The sequence below is a fragment of the Streptomyces sp. NPDC053427 genome, from assembly GCF_044544985.1.
Lineage (GTDB): Bacteria > Actinomycetota > Actinomycetes > Streptomycetales > Streptomycetaceae > Streptomyces.
The window spans coordinates 108,844-127,608 of sequence record NZ_JBITYA010000016.1 but is presented as its reverse complement, the minus strand read 5'-3'; the positions used below and the strand labels follow the sequence as shown (position 1 = coordinate 127,608).

The following is an 18,765-nucleotide window of genomic DNA, read 5'->3' as shown; positions in this document are numbered from 1 at the left end:
GCCCCCACCGGCGTATGCCTGGTGGGGGCCGGTCCGCCGGAAAGAATCAGGTACGACCCGCGGTCTTCTGTGTGCGCCGCGACACCGAGTCGATCACCACGGCGGCGAGCAGCACCGCGCCGGTGATCATGTACTGGATCTCGCTGGCCATGCCCAGCAGGTTCAGGCCCTGCTGGATCGACTGGATGACCAGCATGCCCAGCAGTGCGGACCAGATCTTGCCGCGGCCGCCGAAGAGGCTGGTGCCGCCGATGACGGCCGCCGCGATGACGTTCATCAGCGTGTTGCCGGAGCCGAGGTTCTTGGTGGCGCCGCCGGAGAGGCTGGCGATGAACAGTCCGCCGAAGGCGGCGAGCATCCCGGAGATGGCGAAGACGCTGATCCGGATCTTGTTGACGTTGATGCCGGCGCGGCGGGCCGCCTCGGCGTTGCCGCCGACCGCGAAGATCTGCCGCCCGTAGGTCGTACGGCGCACCACGAAGTCCGCGAGGACCAGCACGGCGAGGAAGACCACCAGGGCCAGCGGCAGGCCGCGGGCGCCGGCCGGCTCGTTGAGGACGTAGGCGACCACGAAGGCGATCAGGGCGACCACGCCGGTGCGCAGCAGGATCTCGCTGAGCGGCCGCGAGGGCAGCGCGGCGGCCTTGCGGCGCTTGGCGTCCAGCAGCAGCGACCCGGCGTAGGCGAGCACCGCGACCAGCGCCAGCCCGTACGCGGCGGCCTTGTCCTCGAAGTAGTAGCCGGTGAGGTTCTCCACCAGGCTGCCGCTCGGCGTGTTGATGGAGCCTTCCTGGCCCATCATCCAGATCTGCAGGCCGCTCCAGCCGAGGAAACCGGCGAGCGTCACCACGAACGCGGGCACGCCGACCTTGGCGAAAAAGAACCCGTGGAGGGTGCCGATGGCGACACCGGCGGCGATGGCCACCAGCACCGCGAGGTAGTCGTTGACGCCGTGCGTGACGCTGAGCACGGCCCAGACGGCCGCGCCGACGCCCGCCACCGAGCCGACCGAGAGATCGATCTCACCGAGCAGCAGGACGAAGACGATGCCGACGGCCATGATGCCGAGGCCCGAGGTGTAGACGCCGATGTTGGCGAGGCTGTCGGCCGACAGGAAGCTGCTGTTCTTCAGCTGGAAGACGACCGCGATCACGATCAGGCCGATGACGACCGGCAGCGAGCCCAGCTCACCACCGCGCACCCGGCGCTTGAAGTCGTTGAGGTAGCCGGCCAGGCCCTGCTCGCGGACCAGCAGCCGGGGGTCGACGGCGGCGGGTGCGGTCGCGGTCGGCTCGGCCGTCCCGACCGGCTCGGCCGCCGTCTCAGCCACGGGCTCCTTCTTGAGGTCACTCACGCCCCGGCCTCCTTCTTCACCATGTCCGTACGCGCCTTGCGGCGGGTGACGGCGTTGTCCGAGGCGCCGGTGATGGCGGCGATGACCTCTTCGTGGGAGGTGCCCTCGACATCGAAGACACCGTTGTTGCGGCCCAGCCGCAGCACCGCGACGCGGTCCGCGACGGCCTGCACATCGGCCATGTTGTGGCTGATGAGAATGACGCCCAGGCCGCGTTCCCGCAGCCGCTCGACGAGGTCGAGGACCTGCGCGGTCTGCTCGACGCCGAGGGCGGCGGTGGGCTCGTCGAGGATGACGACCTTCGGGTCGCCGATCAGCGCGCGGGCGATGGCGACGACCTGCCGCTGGCCGCCGGAGAGCGCGGCGACGGGGATGCGGACGCTGGGGATACGGATGGACAGGGTGTCCAGCAGCTCCTTGGCGCGCTTCTCCATGGCGATCTCGTCGAGGACGCCGGCGGTGCGGCTCTCGTTGCCGAGGAAGAGGTTGGCGACGACGTCGAGGTTGTCGCAGAGCGCGAGGTCCTGGTAGACGGTGGCGACGCCGAGTTCCTGGGCGTCGTGCGGCTTGTTGATGCGTACCGCCGTGCCCTCCCACTCGATGGTGCCGTCGTCGACCGGGTGGACGCCCGAGATGGTCTTGACCAGGGTGGACTTGCCGGCGCCGTTGTCGCCTACGAGGGCGACCACCTCACCGGGGTGGATCTCCAGGGTGACGTCCGTGAGTGCCTGGACGGCGCCGAACCGCTTGGAGATTCCGCGCAACGCCAGCACAGGCGTAGCGGACACGTGAATCATCTCCTTCGCCGCCGTCGCAAACGGCGGGGATGGTGGTGCGAAGAGCGGGGGCTCTGCGAAGAGCGGGGGCTCTGCGAAGAGCGGGGGCTCTGCGAAGGGGGGTGAAGGGGGCCCGCGCCAGGGACGGGACGGCGCGGGCCCGGGGCGTGCGTTACTTGATGCCGGCCGCTTCGCAGGCCTTCTTGACGTCGTCGGTGCAGATCTGGCCGGCCTTGTAGACCTTGTCCTTGATGATCGTGGACGCGATGTTGTCCTTGGTCACGATCTGCGCGTCGTACAGCTTGGCGGGGATGCCCTTGACCTCGCCGCTGAGGCTGTCGACCTTGGTGTCCGTCAGGGAGCCGATCTTCTCGCCCTTGAGGAGCTTGACCGCGATCTCGGCCGTGGAGTCGGCCTGCGGCTTGATCTGCTTGTAGATGGTGAACGCCTGGTCGCCCTTGAGGATCCGCTGGAGACCCGCGAGCTCGGCGTCCTGGCCGCCGACCGGGACGTCGACGCCCTGCTTCTTGAGGGCGGTGATGATGCCGCCGGCCATGCCGTCGTTCCCGGAGTAGACGCCCTGGAAGCCGTCCTTGCCGAGAGAGTCGATGGCCGCGCTCATCTTCTTGTTGGCCTCGTCCGTCGACCAGTCCGGGATGTCCTGCTCGTAGGCGATCTTCTTGACCTGCTTGTCGAGGACGCTGTGGGCGCCCTTCTTGAAGAACGGCATGTTCGGGTCGGTGGGCGAGCCGTTGATCATGACGACATTGCTGTCCTTGGCCTTGTCCCCGAGCGCCTTGACCAGCGCCTGGCCCTGCAGACGGCCGATCTTCTCGTTGTCGTAGGACACGTAGGCGGAGAGGTTGCCCTCGGCCAGCCGGTCGTACGCGATGACCTTGACGCCCTTCTTGGCCGCCTGGTTCACCCAGGACTTGGTGGCCTTGAAGTCGACCGCGTCCAGAATGATCACCTTCACGCCCTGGGTGATCAGCGCGTCGAACTGCTTCTTCTGGTTCTCGGTGTCCTGCGAGGCGTTGTTGTACTGCACCTTGCAGTCGCTGCACAGCGCCTTGATCTTCGCCTGGATCAGCGGGCGGTCGAAGGTCTCGTAGCGGGTGGTCTTGTTCTCCGGCAGCAGCAGACCGATGGTCTTGCCGTCACCACCGGCGGCCTTGGCGCCGTCACCGGCCTTGCCACAGGCGGCCACGGAGAGCGCCATCGAGACTGCGGCGGTGCCTATGACGACGCGACGCGTCCACACGTTCATTGGGGTTGCCTCCCTGACGAGGCCGCGTCGTTGCGGCCGAGGTGGCTGGAAGTCAACTCGGCCGCCAGCCGACCGTCAAGGAGTAAATCCTTAACGAGATGACAACGGTGCCATGTGTTAGCTGCGTGAACTCAGCGCTTTCACGCTATGGCGGGTGCGATCCCGCCCTGCGCGCCGTCGAGCAGGGTCGAATCGCCCATCTCGCTCAGCACCAGCGCGAGCGCGCCCAGCACCTCGGCACGGCCACCGAGGGTCCCGGTGACGATCCCCAACTGCCGCGCCGCGCTGGGAATCGCGTACCGCGACACCGACTCCCGGATCGGCGCCAGCACCAGCTCTCCGGCGTCGGCGAGATCGCCGCCGAGCACCACCCGGCTCGGATTGAGCAGATTGCACAGATTGGCCACACCACTGCCGATATGACGGCCTACGTCCGCAATCACCCGTCGACAGCCGGGGTCGCCCTCGCGAGCCAGCTGCACCACCCGTGTCATGGTCAGATCCGCGCCATGGCTCGGCTGGAGCAGCGGAAGCACGTACCGGGCCGCGGTGAAGGTCTCCAGGCAGCCGCGGTTGCCGCAGCGGCAGACCGGCCCGGACTCGTCCAGCGTGATGTGCCCGATCTCGCCCGCGGTGCCGCCCGGCCCGCGGTAGATCTGCCCGCTGATCACCAGGCCCGCGCCGACACCGCTGGCCACCTTGATGTACGCGAGGTCGGCCGCCCCGCGCCCGCCGCCCCACACCAGCTCGCCCAGCGCGCCGAGGTTGGCGTCGTTGTCGACGTAGACGGGGACCCCGAGGCGGCCCGAGAGCTCCTCGCCGGGGTTCGTACCGGACCAGCCCGGCAGGATCGCCGTCGAGCCGAGGGTCCCGGATTCGACGTCGATGGGGCCCGGCACACCCAGGCCGACGCCGATGACCTTGCCCGCGTCGATGCCCGTCGCCTCGATCAGCCGGTTGACCAGCTGTTCCGCCCGGTCGAAGCCCTCGGCCGCGGAGGCGTCCACATCGATCGGCTCGGCCTCCTCGGCCAGCACCTGGTGGGCCAGATTTCCGACCGCCACCCGCAGGTGGGAGTGGCCGAAATCGACGCCCACGACGATGCCCGCGTCGCCCGAGAGGGAGACGCTGCGCGCCCGCCGACCGCCCGCGGAGGTGGGGGTCACCTCGACGGTCCCGCCGTCCTTCAACTCACGAACGATGTTGGACACGGTGGCCGCGGACAGGCCCGTGCTCCGGGCGATCTCCGCCTGCGTGAGCGAGCCCGCCATACGTACCGCCCGTACGACCCGCTCCAGATTGGCCCGGTGCAGCGAGGACTGCGACCCCGGAGTCTCCATTGACTCATCCACTCCCGTCTGGGGCTGGGCCACATCAGCGGGGCCCGGCTCTGTCTCCAACATGTGAATCTAAGCTGACGCGCCTGAGCGGCCTCCCGTCAAGTCCTTGAGCGGCCAAGAGATCATGGAGAAGTACGGGGAAAGCGTGGGGAACCGTGCGGAACGCCGGGGGCCTCCCGCGGCGAACCGGCGGGAGGCCCCTGTAGGCGTGGACGGCGTGGCGTGCTATTTGAGCGCGCCGGCGGTCAGGCCGGCCACCACCTGCCGCTGGAAGACGATGTACGCCGCGAGCACTGGCAGCATGGCGATCGTCAGGCCGGCGAACAGCCCCGACCAGTCGCCCTTGTACCCCTGGCTCACGGCCAGCGCCACCAGCCCCTGGGTCAGCATCTTCTTGTTCGGGTCGCCGACGTTGAGCACCGTCGGCAGCAGGTACTGGTTCCACTGCCCGAGGAAGTTGAAGATCCCGACGCTGATCAGGCCGGGCTTCGCCATCGGCAGCATCACCTGGAAGAAGGTGCGGGTGTGCGAGGCCCCGTCGATGAGCGCCGCCTCCGCCACCGAGGTGGGCAGCGTTTTGAAGAACCCGCTGAGGAAGAAGACCGTGAACGGCAGCGAGTAGGCGATATAGACCAGGATCAGGCCGTGGTACGTGTCCAGCAGGGCCATGTTCTTCATGACGAAGAACAGCGGCACCAGCGCCAGAATCACCGGGAATCCCATTCCGCCCACGAACAGGAAATAGAGGAAGCGATTCCCGGGGAAGTCGAAACGGGCCAGCACATAGGCCGCCATCGACCCGAGCAGCATCGTGCCGATCAGCGAACCCCCCACCACAATCAGCGAGTTGAGGAAGTACTGGCCCATGTTGGCCTTGTCCCAGGCCCGCGCCCAGTTGTCGAAATGCAGGACCGACGGCAGTCCCCAGGGCGAGCCGAAGATCTCGGTGTCGTCCTTGAAGGAACTGACCACCGCCCACAGCAGCGGCATGGTGACCAACAGGCCCCAGATCACCAGGACGCCGTGCGAAAAGACATTGAGGGCACCGCCCTCGCTGCGGTTGCCGCGGGCCGGCTTCTTGCGCGGCGGCTCGGACGGGCCGGCGGACGGCTCTTCCTTGGTGACGCCCGGCAGCTCGGCGGGATCCGTCTGCGCACTCATCAGAACTCCAGTCGCTCGCGTCGTCCCAGCCGCATCACGATGGCCGAGAAGATGAGGGTCACCATCAGCAGCGAAACGCCGATGGAGGTCGCATATCCGGCCTGACCGTCGCGGAAGGTCTTCTGGTACACGTAGAGCGGAAGGACCTCGGTGGAATAGTCGGGGCCGCCCGGACCGACGCTCATGATCTGTACGAACGCGAAGGCCGACACGTCCAGGGCGAGGATGCCCATATAGATCCAGCCGGTCTGCACGGTGTCCCAGAGCAGCGGCAGGGTGATCCGGAAGAACGTGTTGAAGCGGTTCGCGCCGTCCAGCAGCGCCGCCTCGTAGAAGTCCTTCGGAATCGAGCTCATTCCGGCCGAGAAGAGCACGACATAGAAGCCGACGTTGGCCCACACCATCGCGCCCATCACGCACCACAGCGCGATCTGGGGATCGCCCAGCCAGTCCGGCTGCACATTGTCCAGACCGATCGCCTTGAAGAACGCGTTGAGCGCGCCGCTCTCCGGGTTGTAGGCGAACTGGAACAGCAGGGCGACGATCGGGACGGACAGCACCTGCGGGAAGAAATAGAGAATCTTGTACGTACCCGAGCCGCGTACGCCGCCGATCACCGCCTTCTTCCGCCGGCGGCCGCCGACATTGAGCATGAAGGCGAAGAAGAGCCCGAGCGACAGCGTCACCACCGGCAGCAGAAGCAGCAGCGTGACGCTGTTGCCCACGGCGGACCAGAAGACGTCGTCCTTGAAGAGCCGGACGTAATTGTCGAAGCCGACCATCTTCATGTCCGGACTCAGGCCGGTCCAGTCCGTGAAGGAGTAGTAGATGGCCTGCACGAACGGCGAGATCACGAAGATCGCATAAATCGCCAGCGGGACGGCCAAGAACCCCGCGATGAAACGGTATTTACCGTGTTGCATGCCTACCGATCCCGTTCTCTCCATGGGGGCGCTTCCCGCGCGTGGGGGACGAGCCGAGCGTGGGGGAAGATGCCGCTGCCGGTGACGCGCCCCCGGCCCACGCCGGGTGGGGTGCCCCCGTCGTCAGCCGGGGAAATGCCCCCACGAACTCATCGGTCAGCGCTTGTACTTCTTGACACTGGAGTCGTCGCGGGTGTCGTCCGCGTACTTCTGGATCTTCTTTATGGCCTCGTCCGGCGTCATCCGGCCGGCCATCATCTCGCCCAGCGCACCGACCCCGATCCGCTCCTTCTGAAGCGCCACATACCAGTCCTGCAGCCGCGGATTGACGATGTTCGAGCCGGCCTTCTGCAGCACCGCCTGCGCCGAGGCCAGTCCCGGCGGAAGGGTCAGGCCCTCGGTGCCGCCGTTGAGCGAGGTGAGCGACGAGACCTGCTTGATGAAATTCTGCGAGGACTTCTTGCTGAGCATGATGCGCAGCAGTTCCATACCGCCCTCGGCGTTCTTCGCCGCCTTCGGCACGATGTACGGCTCGCCGCCCGAGGCCCAGATCGTGCCGTACGGCATCTTGTCCGAGCTGGAGAGGCTGGACGGCGCGCCGACCGCGAGGTCGAAATGCGGATTCTTCGCGATCTGCTTGGCCGACTCGTTCTCCACCCAGGAGCCGTTGGGAATGAACAGCGCCTTGCCGTCGGCCCACGCGTTCTGCGACTGCAGGTGGTCGAGTCCGGGCGAGCCCTTGAGGACGTACCCCTTCTTGTAGAGCTCGTAATAGGCCTCGAAGGCCGCCTTGACCGCCGGGTCCTTCCAGGCGTTCGGCTCCAGATTGTCGATCCGCCGGAGCACCTCCGCACCACCGATCTTGGCGATGAACGGGTAGAGGCTGAAGGGGAGGTAGTAGGGGTACTTACCCGGGTACGTCCAGCCCGCGATGCCCTTCTTCTTGGCCTTGGCGCACAGCGCGAGCATGTCGTCCCAGGTTTCGGGGTATTCCGCGTCCAGCTTCTGCAGATTCCCCTTGGAGTACCACACGCCGTACACCGTGTACGCGTAGTAAAGGATCCATGTTTCCTTACTGCCGAACTGCCCCATCTCGATGACGCCGGGACGCAGCGTGTCGCGCACCTTCTTGTTCGGGTCGTCGACCGAGGGGGCGTCGAGCAGCGCTGTCAGATCGGTCAGCTGGTCCTTGGCGACCAAGGTGCCGAAATCCATCTGCTCGGCACCGGAGTTGTCCACGAGATCGGGCGGATTTCCCCCGTTGAAACGCGGCTGAAGCGTCGACTGGATCTTCTGAGTCGAGGAGAGCTTGACCTTGCCGTCGGCCTTGGGAAACGCCTTGATGTACTCGGCCTGGGCGTCCTTGGCGTACTTGTCGCCGAATCCACCGTCGAAGATGACGACGTCGAGCCCGGCGGACTCATTGACGGCCAGTGGATTCTTCCCCGTCTTCTTTCCCTTGGCGACCTTGTCACCGTCTCCGCTGGAAGCGCCGGCACACGCCGACAGCATGCTCAGGGCCGGTACGGCGACGATCCCCAGGGCCGCTGCCCGCTTGACCAGATCGCGACGGTTGAATTCTGAGGTGGATCCCATGCTCAAGTCCTCGCCTTCTTCAGGACTCAGGCGGTGTACCGGAGCCACCCCGGCACCGCAGGTCAGATGAAGCTGAGTTGTACGGGATGTGCACCGGACGCGCGGGATACGCGCTAGGGAGGCGGAGGGAAATCATCCATTCCCCCGTACTCCCCCGGATCCACGGCGCGGTCGCCCGGCCGCTCGGATGCCGACAGGTATAGTCCACTTCCGGCCGAAGGGGCAAGATCGAATGCAGGGTTGGGCGGCGTCTTTCCCTAGTTGAGACCTCTCCGGCATGCAGGCGGATACCTCCTCGGCCGACACGCCGCTTCGCCCGGCCGGGACGGCGACCCACCGACCGCAACAGCACCCTTGACACCAATCCCCCCACCCCCCTTACTTATCTCTGCTCCTCCCCACTCCTCCCTGCGTATTCCGGCGCCACCAACTGACAACGATGTCAACCGCGTTGAGAGGGCTCACCGTGCGGCTCAGACACCGGCACCGTCCACCGCGGGGGTTCACCCGCCCCGCCGCCCTCGCGGCGGCCGCTCTGCTCATCCTCACCGCGCACGGGCCGGCCCAGGCCGCGCCGCCCCGCAAGCCCCCCTCGGCAACGGAGTTCCACTCCTCGTTCGAACCCGGCGACCCGCCGCCGACCTGGACCGACACCGCCGAGACCAGCCCCGACGGCAGGCCCCGGGCCTCGGGCGTCAGCCCGGAGGAAGCCCCCGCGGCCCCGGGCATGACCAGCCGCCCCGACAGCGGCCCCGCCGACTCCCCCACCGCCAAGCCGCACGCGGGATTCACCGGCACCCACGCCCTGCGCTACGCCGGCACCCACACCGCCGCCGGCCGCGGCTACGCGTACAACAAGCTCTTCGACGTCAACATCCCTGTCACGGCGGCCACTTCCCTCTCCTACAAGCTCTTCCCGGAGATGGCCGGCACCGACCTCTCCTACCCCGCGACCCATGCCGCCGTGGACCTGGCCTTCACCGACGGCACCTACCTCAGCGATCTGCACGCCGTCGACCAGTACGGCGCCCCGCTGACGCCGCAGGGCCAGGCCGCCGCCAAGACCCTCTACGCCAATCAGTGGAACAACCGCACCTCGCGCATCGGCGCCGTCGCCGCCGGCAAGACCATCGACCGCATCCTGATCGCCTACGACGCGCCCAGCGCCCCGCGTGCCACGCCCGCCTTCCGCGGCTGGCTCGACGACATCTCCCTCGCCCCCGAACCGCCCGACAAGCGGCTCCGCCACCTCTCCGACTACGCCCTCACCACCCGCGGCACCCTCTCCAGCGGCAGCTTCTCGCGCGGCAACACCTTCCCCGCCACCGCCGTCCCCAACGGATTCAACTTCTGGACCCCGGTCACCAACGCCGGCTCCGCCGACTGGCTCTACGAGTACGCGCGCAAGAACAACGCCGACAACCTCCCCACCCTCCAGGCCTTCAGCGCCAGCCATGAGCCCAGCCCCTGGATGGGCGACCGCCAGACCTTCCAGGTCATGCCCTCCACCGCGGCCGGCACCCCGAACGCCTCCCGCACCGCCCGCGCCCTCCCCTTCCACCACGCCAACGAGACCGCGCACCCGCACTACTACGGCGTCACCTTCGACAACGGCCTCAAGGCGGAGATCACCCCCACCGACCACGCCGCGCTGATGCGCTTCACCTTCCCCGGCGACAGCGCGAGCCTGATCTTCGACAACGTCAACAACAAGGGCGGCCTGACCCTCGACACCGAGCGCGGCATCGTCACCGGCTTCTCCGACGTCAAGAGCGGCCTGTCCGTCGGCGCCACCCGGCTCTTCGTCTACGGGACCTTCGACGCGCCCGTCACCGGCGGCGGCAAGCTCGACGGCGGGGGCGGAAAGGACGTCACCGGCTATCTCCGCTTCAAGCCCGGCGCCGACCGCACCGTCACCCTGCGCATCGCCACGTCCCTGATCGGCGTGGACCAGGCGAAGGCGAACCTGACGCGGGAGATCCCGGCCGCCACGCCCTTCTCCACCGTCGAGCACCGCGCCCGGTCCCAGTGGGACAGCCTCCTGGGCCGCATCGAGGTCGAGGGCGCGAGCCGGGACCAGCTCACCACCCTCTATTCCAACCTCTACCGCCTTTACCTCTACCCCAACTCCGGTTCCGAGAAGGTCGGTTCCCGCACCCGGTACGCCAGCCCGTTCTCCCCGGCGACCGGCCCGGACACCCCCACCCGCACCGGCTCGAAAATCGTCGACGGCGGAATCTACGTCAACAACGGCTTCTGGGACACCTACCGGACCACCTGGCCCGCCTATTCCCTGCTCACCCCGGAACGCGCCGGGAAAATGGTCGACGGATTCGTCCAGCAGTACAAGGACGGCGGCTGGATCTCCCGCTGGTCCTCCCCCGGCTATGCGGACCTGATGACCGGTACGAGTTCCGACGTGGCCTTCGCCGACGCCTATGCCAAGGGCGTGGCATTCGACGCCGAGTCCGCCTATGAAGCGGCCGTGAAGAACGCCACCGTGGCGCCGCCCAGCCCCGGCGTCGGCCGCAAGGGCATGAACACCTCGCCCTTCCTCGGCTATACGAGCACCGACACCCGCGAAGGAATGTCCTGGGCCCTGGAGGGCTATCTCAACGACTTCGGCATCGCCCGCATGGGCAAGGCGCTGTACGAGAAGACCCACAAGCGGCGCTACCAGGAAGAGTCGGAATACTTTCTGCACCGCGCCCGGAACTACGTCACGCTCTTCGACAACCGGGTCGGCTTCTTCCAGGGCCGGGACGCCAAGGGCAACTGGCGGCTGACGCCGGACGCGTTCGACCCCCGCGTCTGGGGCAACGACTACACCGAGACCAACGCCTGGACCTACGCCTTCACCGCCCCCCAGGACACCCGCGGCCTGGCCGACCTCTACGGCGGCCGGTCCGCGCTGGCCAAAAAGCTGGACGCGTACTTCGCCACCCCCGAAACCGCCGCCAAGGAATTCGCCGGCTCCTACGGTGACGTCATCCACGAAATGACCGAGGCCCGCGACACCCGCATGGGCATGTACGGCCACAGCAACCAGCCGTCGCACCACATCGCCTACGTCTACGACGCCGCCGGACAGCCCTACAAAACCCAGCAAAAGGTCCGCGAGGCGCTCTCCCGCCTCTACCTGGGCAGCGAAATCGGCCAGGGATATCCGGGCGACGAGGACAACGGCGAGATGTCCGCCTGGTATGTCTTCGGCGCGCTGGGCTTCTATCCCCTGGTCATGGGCCAGGGCGAATACGCGGTCGGCTCCCCGCTCTTCACCAAGGCGACCGTCCACCTCGAGAACGGCCGCGACCTCGTCGTCAACGCCCCTCGCAACAGCGCCCGCAACGTCTATGTGCAGGGGCTCAAGGTCAACGGAAAACCCTGGAATTCCACCGCGCTGCCCCACTCGGTGCTCTCCCGCGGTGCCGTGCTCGACTTCGCCATGGGACCGAAGCCCTCGGCGTGGGGCAGCGGCAGGAACGCCGGGCCGACCTCTCTCACCAAGGGCGACCGAGCCCCGTCCCCCGCAAGGGACATCACCGAACCGGGCGGCTCCGCGCTCCTGGACAACACCTCCGACACGGATGCCGCCCTCGGAACGTCGGCGGACCTCCCGGTGCCCTCCACCGCCCACCGCGCCGCCCAGTACACCCTCACCTCGTCGGACCGTGGCAAGGCGCCCACCGGGTGGGTGCTGCAGGGGTCGGCGGACGGTTCGACGTGGACGGACCTCGACAAACGCGCCGGGGAGACCTTTTCCTGGGACCGGCAGACCCGGGTCTTCACGGTCGCCCGTCCCGGCTCGTACGCGCACTACCGCCTCGTGCCCACCGGGGGCGGCACGACGACGAGGCTCGCGGAGGTGGAACTGCTGTCGGCCGGGAGCCCGTCCGGCGCGCCCGCCGGGGGGTGAAGGCGCCGGCACCGGCTCGTCGCCCGAGGCGGCGATCGCCAAGCCGGCCCCGGCACGGAACGGCCGGCGGGCCGCACCCCACGACAGGGGGTGCGGCCCGCCGACGTTCTCGGCAGCGACGCTTACTTGCGGATCAGCGACCGCAGCACGTACTGCATGATGCCGCCGTTGCGGTAGTAGTCCGCCTCGCCGGGGGTGTCGATGCGGACGACCGCGTCGAACTCGACACCGGTGTCCGTCGTCACCTTCACCGTGCGCGGCGTGGTGCCGTCGTTCAGCTCGGTCACACCGGAGACGGAGAAGGTCTCCTCGCCGGTCAGGCCCAGGGACTCCGCCGAGGCGCCCTCGGGGAACTGGAGCGGCAGGACGCCCATGCCGATGAGGTTCGAGCGGTGGATGCGCTCGTAGGACTCGGCGACGACGGCCTTGACGCCCAGGAGCGCGGTGCCCTTGGCGGCCCAGTCGCGGGACGAGCCGGAGCCGTACTCCTTGCCGGCCAGGATGACCAGCGGGATGCCGGCGGCCTGGTAGTTCTGCGAGGCGTCGTAGATGAAGCCGACCGGCCCGCCGTCCTGGGTGAAGTCGCGGGTGAAGCCGCCCTCGGTGCCCGGCGCGATCTGGTTGCGCAGGCGGATGTTGGCGAAGGTGCCGCGGATCATGACCTCGTGGTTACCGCGGCGCGAGCCGTAGGAGTTGAAGTCGCGACGCTCGACGCCGTGCTCGGTGAGGTACTGGCCGGCCGGGGTGTCGGCCTTGATCGCACCGGCCGGGGAGATGTGGTCGGTGGTGACCGAGTCGCCCAGCTTGGCCAGGACGCGCGCACCGGCGATGTCCTGGACCGGCGACGGCTCCATCTGCATGCCCTCGAAGTACGGGGGCTTGCGGACGTAGGTGGACTGCGGGTCCCACTCGAAGGTGTTGCCGGTCGGGATCGGCAGCGCCTGCCACTGGGCGTCGCCCGCGAAGACGTCCTGGTAGGACTTGTTGAACATGTCCTCGCCGATGGCGTTGGCGACGACGTCGTTGACCTCGGCCTCGGTCGGCCAGATGTCGGCCAGGTGGACCGGCTTGCCGTCCTGGTCGGTGCCGAGCGCGTCCTTGGTGATGTCCACCTTCATCGAACCGGCGAGGGCGTACGCGACGACCAGCGGCGGGGAGGCGAGGTAGTTCATCTTGACGTCGGGGTTGATCCGGCCCTCGAAGTTACGGTTGCCGGAGAGCACCGAGGTGACGGCCAGGTCGTGGTCGTTGACGGCCTTGGAGACCTCCTCCGGCAGCGGGCCGGAGTTGCCGATGCAGGTGGTGCAGCCGTAGCCGACGAGGTTGAAGCCGACCTTGTCCAGGTACGGGGTGAGGCCCGCCTTGTCGAAGTAGTCGGTGACGACCTTCGAACCCGGGGCGAGGGTGGTCTTGACCCACGGCTTGCGGGTCAGGCCCTTCTCGACGGCCTTCTTCGCGACGAGGGCCGCGGCCACCATCACGTAGGGGTTCGAGGTGTTGGTGCAGGAGGTGATCGCGGCGACGGTGACGGCGCCGTGGTCGATCTCGTACGTCGAGCCGTCGGGGGCCGTGACCAGGGTCGGGCGGGACGGGACGCCGTTGGCGGTGGCCGGGGAGTCGGAGGCCGGGAAGGACTCCTTGCCCGCCTCGTCGTCGTCCTCCACGTAGTTGCGCACGTCGAGCGCGAACTGCTGCGCGGCGTTCGCGAGGACGATGCGGTCCTGCGGGCGCTTCGGACCGGCGATCGACGGGACGACCGTGGCCAGGTCCAGCTCCAGCTTCTCGGAGAAGTCGGGCTCGGCGGCCGGGTCGAGCCAGAGGCCCTGCTCCTTGGCGTACGCCTCGACGAGCGCGACCTGCTGCTCGTCACGGCCGGTCAGGCGCAGGTACTTCAGCGTCTCGCCGTCGATCGGGAAGATCGCGGCGGTGGAGCCGAACTCCGGCGACATGTTGCCGATGGTGGCGCGGTTGGCGAGCGAGGTGGCGGCGACGCCCTCGCCGTAGAACTCGACGAACTTGCCGACGACACCGTGCTTGCGCAGCATCTCGGTGATGGTCAGCACGAGGTCGGTGGCGGTCGTACCCGGCTTGAGCTCACCGGTGAGCTTGAAGCCGACGACGCGCGGGATGAGCATCGAGACCGGCTGACCGAGCATCGCGGCCTCGGCCTCGATGCCGCCGACGCCCCAGCCCAGCACGCCGAGGCCGTTGACCATGGTGGTGTGCGAGTCGGTGCCGACGAGGGTGTCGGGGTAGGCCTGGCCGCCTCGGACCATGACCGTACGGGCCAGGTGCTCGATGTTCACCTGGTGGACGATGCCGGTGCCCGGCGGGACGACCTTGAACTCGTCGAACGCGGTCTGGCCCCAGCGCAGGAACTGGTAGCGCTCCTTGTTGCGGCCGTACTCCAGCTCGACGTTCTGGCCGAAGGCGTCCTTCGTACCGAACTTGTCGGCGATGACGGAGTGGTCGATGACCAGCTCGGCGGGGGCGAGCGGGTTGATCTTCGCCGCGTCGCCGCCCAGTTCCTTCACGGCCTCACGCATGGTGGCGAGGTCCACGACACACGGCACACCGGTGAAGTCCTGCATGATCACGCGGGCCGGCGTGAACTGGATCTCCTGGCTGGGCTGGGCCTGGGAATCCCAGCCGCCGAGCGCCCGGATGTGGTCGGCGGTGATGTTCGCGCCGTCCTCGGTGCGGAGCAGGTTCTCCAGCAGCACCTTCAGGCTGTACGGCAGACGGGCGGAGCCCTCGACCTTGTCCAGCTTGAAGATCTCGTACGACTCGTCGCCCACCTGCAGCGTGCTGCGGGCGTCGAAGCTGTTCGCCGACACGACAGTCTCCTTCATGCATGAATTTCGCGCGTACCACCGAGCCGTGCACCCTCTGCGGCTGCCGCCGCGTGGTGCCGCCACAGGTGCTTGCCCTTCCGCTAAGGTGTACCTAAGTTAGGTATCCCTTACTGGCGCGGCAGCGGTACGCTTCTCGGCAGATATCTCGATGTCGAGATAACTCTAATACATCGGTGCGTCGGGGTCATGCCCCGGCCGGGTTTGTCCTGCCTCATCCAATCGGGACGCCTTCTCGCCGCACCCCGCCCTTCGGCCTTCTGGGCCAGTGAACCCCGTCGTACGGGGTGAGCGCGCCGGGAGTGCGAGGCCACGCGGCGTGTCCGCAGCGACGGCCCGCGGCCGCGGAGCCCCGGCGGTCCCCTCCCCGCCCGGCGCGCCGGGGTCACGCGCGCGGTTCGCACCCTCCGGGCGGGGAATGCGCCGGAGCCCGGACCCCGTTGGAGCGGAACAAGGCCTTGATCGTTCTATCGCTTTCACGGAGGAGCTCGATGACTGTCTTGATCACTACGCCGAACGGTGCGGTGGGCCGTTACCTGACCGAAGCGCTGCGCGACCGGAGTGATGCGCGGTTCTTCGTCCGCTCCGAGGCCGGCGCCGAGCGGCTCGGCGAGGTCCGCGGCGAGGTCTTCATCGGGGATGCCTCCGATGCGGCGGACGTGCGGGGTGCGGTCGTCGGCGTGGACCGGCTCTACCTTGCGCATCCCTTCGCCGATGACCAGGCTGCCGTCGAGACGCGCCTCGGTGTGGCCGCCCTCGAGGCGGGCGCGCGCCGGATCGTGAAACTCGGTGCCCGCGGATTCACCGGCGACGGGATCGTCCCGGACGCCGTCACCGGCACCCATGACGCGATCACCGAGCGGCTGCGGATCGCCGGTGTCGCAGAACTGACCGTTCTCCGGCCCGACCGTTTCCTGCAGAACTTCCTCCCGGCGGCGGCTTCGCTCGCCGAGGGCACGCTGGCCGATCCCGCCGGCCCCGGCGCCCGGGGGTATGTGGACGTGCGGGACATCGCGGCGGTCGCGCTCGCCGAACTGCTCGCCGAGCGGCCGGTCGGCGGTGAGATCGAGATCAGCGGTCCCCAGGCACTGACGCTGTCGGAGCTCGCCGACCGCTTCGGCGCCGTTCTGGGCAGGCCGGTGCGGTACGTCGACGTGCCACTCGACGGCGCCTGGCGGGCCGCGCTCGTGGAACGCGGCATCGCTCCGCGGGTCATCGACGGGTTGTACGGGCTGTACGCGAACTATCGCCGCGAGGGCGTGGCCGGTCTCGGTGACGGGGTCCAGCGCGTGCTCGGCCGCCCGCCGCGCTCGGTCGAGGACTTTGCGGCCGATCTGCTCGTGCCCGCCCTGTCCGGTTCCTGACGTCGGCCCTTCCGCTCCGGTGACCGATGGGGCCCCTCACCGGCCACCGGTCGGGGCCGGGCACGGAAGTTGGTCCGATCAGGTCGGCCGGGGCGTGACCGGGCGCCGGAGCGGTCATCCCTCCGGTCATGAAGAAGACCGTCATCACCGCAGCGCTGGCCCTGTCCGCCGCCGTGTCGCCGGCCGGGCCGGCGCACGCCGACACCGGTCCCGGGACGATGCCGAATGTGAAGGGCAAGGGCCTGGTCGCCGCGTACCAGGACCTGCACTACAACACCGGCGTCCACTTCGCGGACGGGCTCGGCCGAGGCCGCCATGTGCTGTGGCCGGCCGACTGGAAGGTCTGCGCCCAGCAGCCGGCCCCCGGGGCCCGGATGGACGAGCTGAAGATCACGCTGACGGTGGTCAAGAGGCACGAGGAGTGCGCCGGGGCGCGGCGGTCGGCGGGCAGCAGGTAGGCGGCGGCCCGGCGCCGATCGCCCGGCCGCACGGCGTTCCCCGCATGCGTATGCCGCTGTCCGTCACATCCTCGCGTCGCGATCCGTCAGTGCAATGACGGAACCGAGCAGGCGCAAGGAAACAAGGAGAGCACCGATGCAGGCACGCATGAAGAACCCCGCCGTGGTCATTCCCGACGCGATGTCGGCCATCCTCGACGTGGTCAAGGCCACCCGGAAGGGCGGTGTGCCGGAGACGACGCTGGAGCTGGTCCATCTGCGCGCCAGCCAGATCAACGGGTGCAGCTACTGCGTGGTCGGCGGCGCGCTGAGCGCCAAGAAGGCGGGCGAGACCGATGAGCGGCTGCACGCGGTGGCCGCCTGGCGGGAGGCGCCGTACTTCACCGACGCCGAACGGGCCGCGCTCGCCCTCGCCGAGGCCGCCACCCGGCTGGCCGACCGGTCCGACCCGGTGCCGGACGCGGTCTGGGACGAGGCCGCCCGCCACTTCGACGAGCCGCAGCTGGCCGCGCTGACGCTGATGATCGGCGTGACGAACCTCTTCAACCGACTCAACGTCACCACCCAGCAGGTGGCGGGCGCGACCTGGTAGCCGGCACGGACCGGTAGTCGGAAATGATCTGTCCGACCGGCGTGATCATCCGCAAGTATGGGGTGACCGCGCCGGCCTCGGACGCCTTGGTGTCACATCGGCCGGCGCGCGTCCGTCACTGCAGTGACGGGACCGCAACGGAGGAATGTGAGCGATGGACGAGTTCGGGATGCAGACCGAGGGCGGAAACGAGGAGGGCGGGAACCGGAACGAATGGCTGGCCCGGCGGTTCGAGGAGAACCGTGGCCATCTGCGGGCGGTCGCCTACCGGATGCTCGGCTCGTTGACCGAGGCGGACGACGCCGTACAGGAGAGCTGGCTGCGGCTCAGCCGCTCCGGGGCGGACGGGATCGAGAACCTGGGCGGCTGGCTGACGACGGTCGTCGGGCGGGTGTGCCTGGACATGCTGCGCACCCGCAAGGCCCTGCGCGAGGACTCGCTGGACACGCACGTGCCCGAGCCGGTCATCAGCCGCGAGGAGGGCATCGACCCCGAGCAGGAGGTACTGCTCGCCGACTCGGTCGGGCTGGCGCTGCTCGTCGTTTTGGAAACGCTGGCCCCCGCGGAGCGGCTGGCGTTCGTCCTGCACGACATGTTCGCCGTGCCGTTCGACGACATCGCCCCCATCGTGGAACGCACCCCCGCCGCCACCCGCCAGCTCGCCAGTCGTGCCCGCCGCCGGGTCCAGGGCACCGCGGCCCCCGATGCCGACCTGCCCCGTCAGCGGGAGGTCGTCCATGCCTTCCTCGCCGCCTCCCGTAACGGCGACTTCGACGCGCTGCTCGCCGTCCTCGACCCGGACGTCCTGCTGCGCGCCGACGGCGGCGCGGTCCCGCACCTGTCGAAGCTGGTGCGCGGGGCGCGGGCCGTGGTGGAACAGGCGCTGACGTTCTCCCGGTTGGCGCACCTCGCGCAACCGGCGCTGGTGAACGGGGTGCCGGGGCTGGTCACGGTCCGGGAGGGCCGGGCGTACTCCGTCATGGCCTTCACGATCGCGGACGGCAAGGTCGTCGAGATCAACATCCTCGCGGATCCGGAGCGCCTGGGACGGGTCGATGTGACGGCCGCCTGACCAGCACCTGGCCGGGCGCCTGGCCGGACCGCACCGGGCCGGGCGCCTGGCCGGGCGAAGCCACCGGGCCCCGGCCGACCCGCCTTTCCCCAGC

Annotated in this window: 13 protein-coding genes; 5 read left to right on the top strand and 8 right to left on the bottom strand. The window is 68.7% G+C overall.

The features are described from left to right. Window positions 1-46: 46 nt before the first annotated feature. The 7 genes from ACIGWZ_RS35840 to ngcE form a co-directional block, all read right to left on the bottom strand. Entirely contained in the window at window positions 47-1,354 is a 1,308-nt protein-coding gene (locus ACIGWZ_RS35840) for a sugar ABC transporter permease (protein WP_400071582.1), read from the bottom strand. Further along, entirely contained in the window at window positions 1,351-2,151 is an 801-nt protein-coding gene (locus ACIGWZ_RS35835) for an ATP-binding cassette domain-containing protein (protein ID WP_400071580.1), read from the bottom strand. The genes ACIGWZ_RS35840 and ACIGWZ_RS35835 overlap by 4 nt, the downstream gene beginning before the upstream one ends. A 151-nt stretch (window positions 2,152-2,302) precedes the next feature. Next, window positions 2,303-3,397 carry a substrate-binding domain-containing protein gene (locus tag ACIGWZ_RS35830; protein ID WP_400071578.1) on the bottom strand — a complete coding sequence of 365 codons (1,095 nt, stop codon included), beginning with the start codon at window positions 3,395-3,397 and terminating at the stop codon, window positions 2,303-2,305. Window positions 3,398-3,537: 140 nt separating this feature from the next. Next, window positions 3,538-4,737: an ROK family protein gene (locus tag ACIGWZ_RS35825; protein WP_400071576.1), complete on the bottom strand. Its 1,200-nt coding sequence runs from the start codon at window positions 4,735-4,737 to the stop codon at window positions 3,538-3,540. Window positions 4,738-4,962: 225 nt separating this feature from the next. After that, a complete protein-coding gene (locus ACIGWZ_RS35820; RefSeq protein ID WP_400071574.1) occupies window positions 4,963-5,898 on the bottom strand; it encodes a carbohydrate ABC transporter permease in 936 nt (311 codons plus the stop codon). Further along, window positions 5,898-6,821 carry a carbohydrate ABC transporter permease gene (locus ACIGWZ_RS35815; RefSeq protein WP_400071572.1) on the bottom strand — a complete coding sequence of 308 codons (924 nt, stop codon included), beginning with the start codon at window positions 6,819-6,821 and terminating at the stop codon, window positions 5,898-5,900. The genes ACIGWZ_RS35820 and ACIGWZ_RS35815 overlap by 1 nt, the downstream gene beginning before the upstream one ends. A 156-nt stretch (window positions 6,822-6,977) precedes the next feature. After that, complete coding sequence (gene ngcE / locus ACIGWZ_RS35810) at window positions 6,978-8,417, bottom strand: N-acetylglucosamine/diacetylchitobiose ABC transporter substrate-binding protein (protein ID WP_400071570.1); 1,440 nt, start codon at window positions 8,415-8,417, stop codon at window positions 6,978-6,980. A 466-nt stretch (window positions 8,418-8,883) separates the two neighbouring features. Between ngcE and ACIGWZ_RS35805 the strand changes: the two genes are divergently transcribed. Next, window positions 8,884-12,333: a GH92 family glycosyl hydrolase gene (locus ACIGWZ_RS35805; protein ID WP_400071568.1), complete on the top strand. Its 3,450-nt coding sequence runs from the start codon at window positions 8,884-8,886 to the stop codon at window positions 12,331-12,333. A 122-nt stretch (window positions 12,334-12,455) separates the two neighbouring features. Here ACIGWZ_RS35805 and acnA read toward each other — a convergent pair whose 3' ends face one another. Continuing rightward, window positions 12,456-15,170 (bottom strand): aconitate hydratase AcnA, encoded by a 2,715-nt coding sequence (gene acnA, locus ACIGWZ_RS35800; protein WP_400071566.1) that lies wholly within the window; start codon window positions 15,168-15,170, stop codon window positions 12,456-12,458. Window positions 15,171-15,676: 506 nt separating this feature from the next. Between acnA and ACIGWZ_RS35795 the strand changes: the two genes are divergently transcribed. The 4 genes from ACIGWZ_RS35795 (at window position 15,677) to sigJ (ending at window position 18,671) form a co-directional block, all read left to right on the top strand. Further along, a complete protein-coding gene (locus ACIGWZ_RS35795; protein ID WP_400071565.1) occupies window positions 15,677-16,549 on the top strand; it encodes an NAD(P)H-binding protein in 873 nt (290 codons plus the stop codon). 128 nt (window positions 16,550-16,677) lie between these two features. Beyond that, window positions 16,678-17,007 carry a PASTA domain-containing protein gene (locus ACIGWZ_RS35790; protein WP_400071563.1) on the top strand — a complete coding sequence of 110 codons (330 nt, stop codon included), beginning with the start codon at window positions 16,678-16,680 and terminating at the stop codon, window positions 17,005-17,007. Between the two features lie 136 nt (window positions 17,008-17,143). After that, on the top strand, window positions 17,144-17,599 hold the full coding sequence (locus ACIGWZ_RS35785) for a carboxymuconolactone decarboxylase family protein (protein ID WP_400071562.1): 456 nt from the start codon (window positions 17,144-17,146) through the stop codon (window positions 17,597-17,599). A 154-nt stretch (window positions 17,600-17,753) separates the two neighbouring features. Next, on the top strand, window positions 17,754-18,671 hold the full coding sequence (sigJ, locus tag ACIGWZ_RS35780; protein WP_400071560.1) for an RNA polymerase sigma factor SigJ: 918 nt from the start codon (window positions 17,754-17,756) through the stop codon (window positions 18,669-18,671). Window positions 18,672-18,765 lie beyond the last annotated feature (94 nt).

Bases quoted from the DNA above. Each gene is read 5' to 3' on its own strand.
- ACIGWZ_RS35820 (WP_400071574.1), bottom strand. From the start codon at position 5,898: ATGAGTGCGCAGACGGATCCCGCCGAGCTGCCGGGCGTCACCAAGGAA.
- ACIGWZ_RS35790 (WP_400071563.1), top strand. From the start codon at position 16,678: ATGAAGAAGACCGTCATCACCGCAGCGCTGGCCCTGTCCGCCGCCGTG.
- ACIGWZ_RS35785 (WP_400071562.1), top strand. From the start codon at position 17,144: ATGCAGGCACGCATGAAGAACCCCGCCGTGGTCATTCCCGACGCGATG.
- ACIGWZ_RS35825 (WP_400071576.1), bottom strand. From the start codon at position 4,737: ATGGAGACTCCGGGGTCGCAGTCCTCGCTGCACCGGGCCAATCTGGAG.
- ACIGWZ_RS35815 (WP_400071572.1), bottom strand. From the start codon at position 6,821: ATGCAACACGGTAAATACCGTTTCATCGCGGGGTTCTTGGCCGTCCCG.
- sigJ (WP_400071560.1), top strand. From the start codon at position 17,754: ATGGACGAGTTCGGGATGCAGACCGAGGGCGGAAACGAGGAGGGCGGG.
- ACIGWZ_RS35795 (WP_400071565.1), top strand. From the start codon at position 15,677: ATGACTGTCTTGATCACTACGCCGAACGGTGCGGTGGGCCGTTACCTG.
- ACIGWZ_RS35830 (WP_400071578.1), bottom strand. From the start codon at position 3,397: ATGAACGTGTGGACGCGTCGCGTCGTCATAGGCACCGCCGCAGTCTCG.
- ngcE (WP_400071570.1), bottom strand. From the start codon at position 8,417: ATGGGATCCACCTCAGAATTCAACCGTCGCGATCTGGTCAAGCGGGCA.
- ACIGWZ_RS35835 (WP_400071580.1), bottom strand. From the start codon at position 2,151: ATGATTCACGTGTCCGCTACGCCTGTGCTGGCGTTGCGCGGAATCTCC.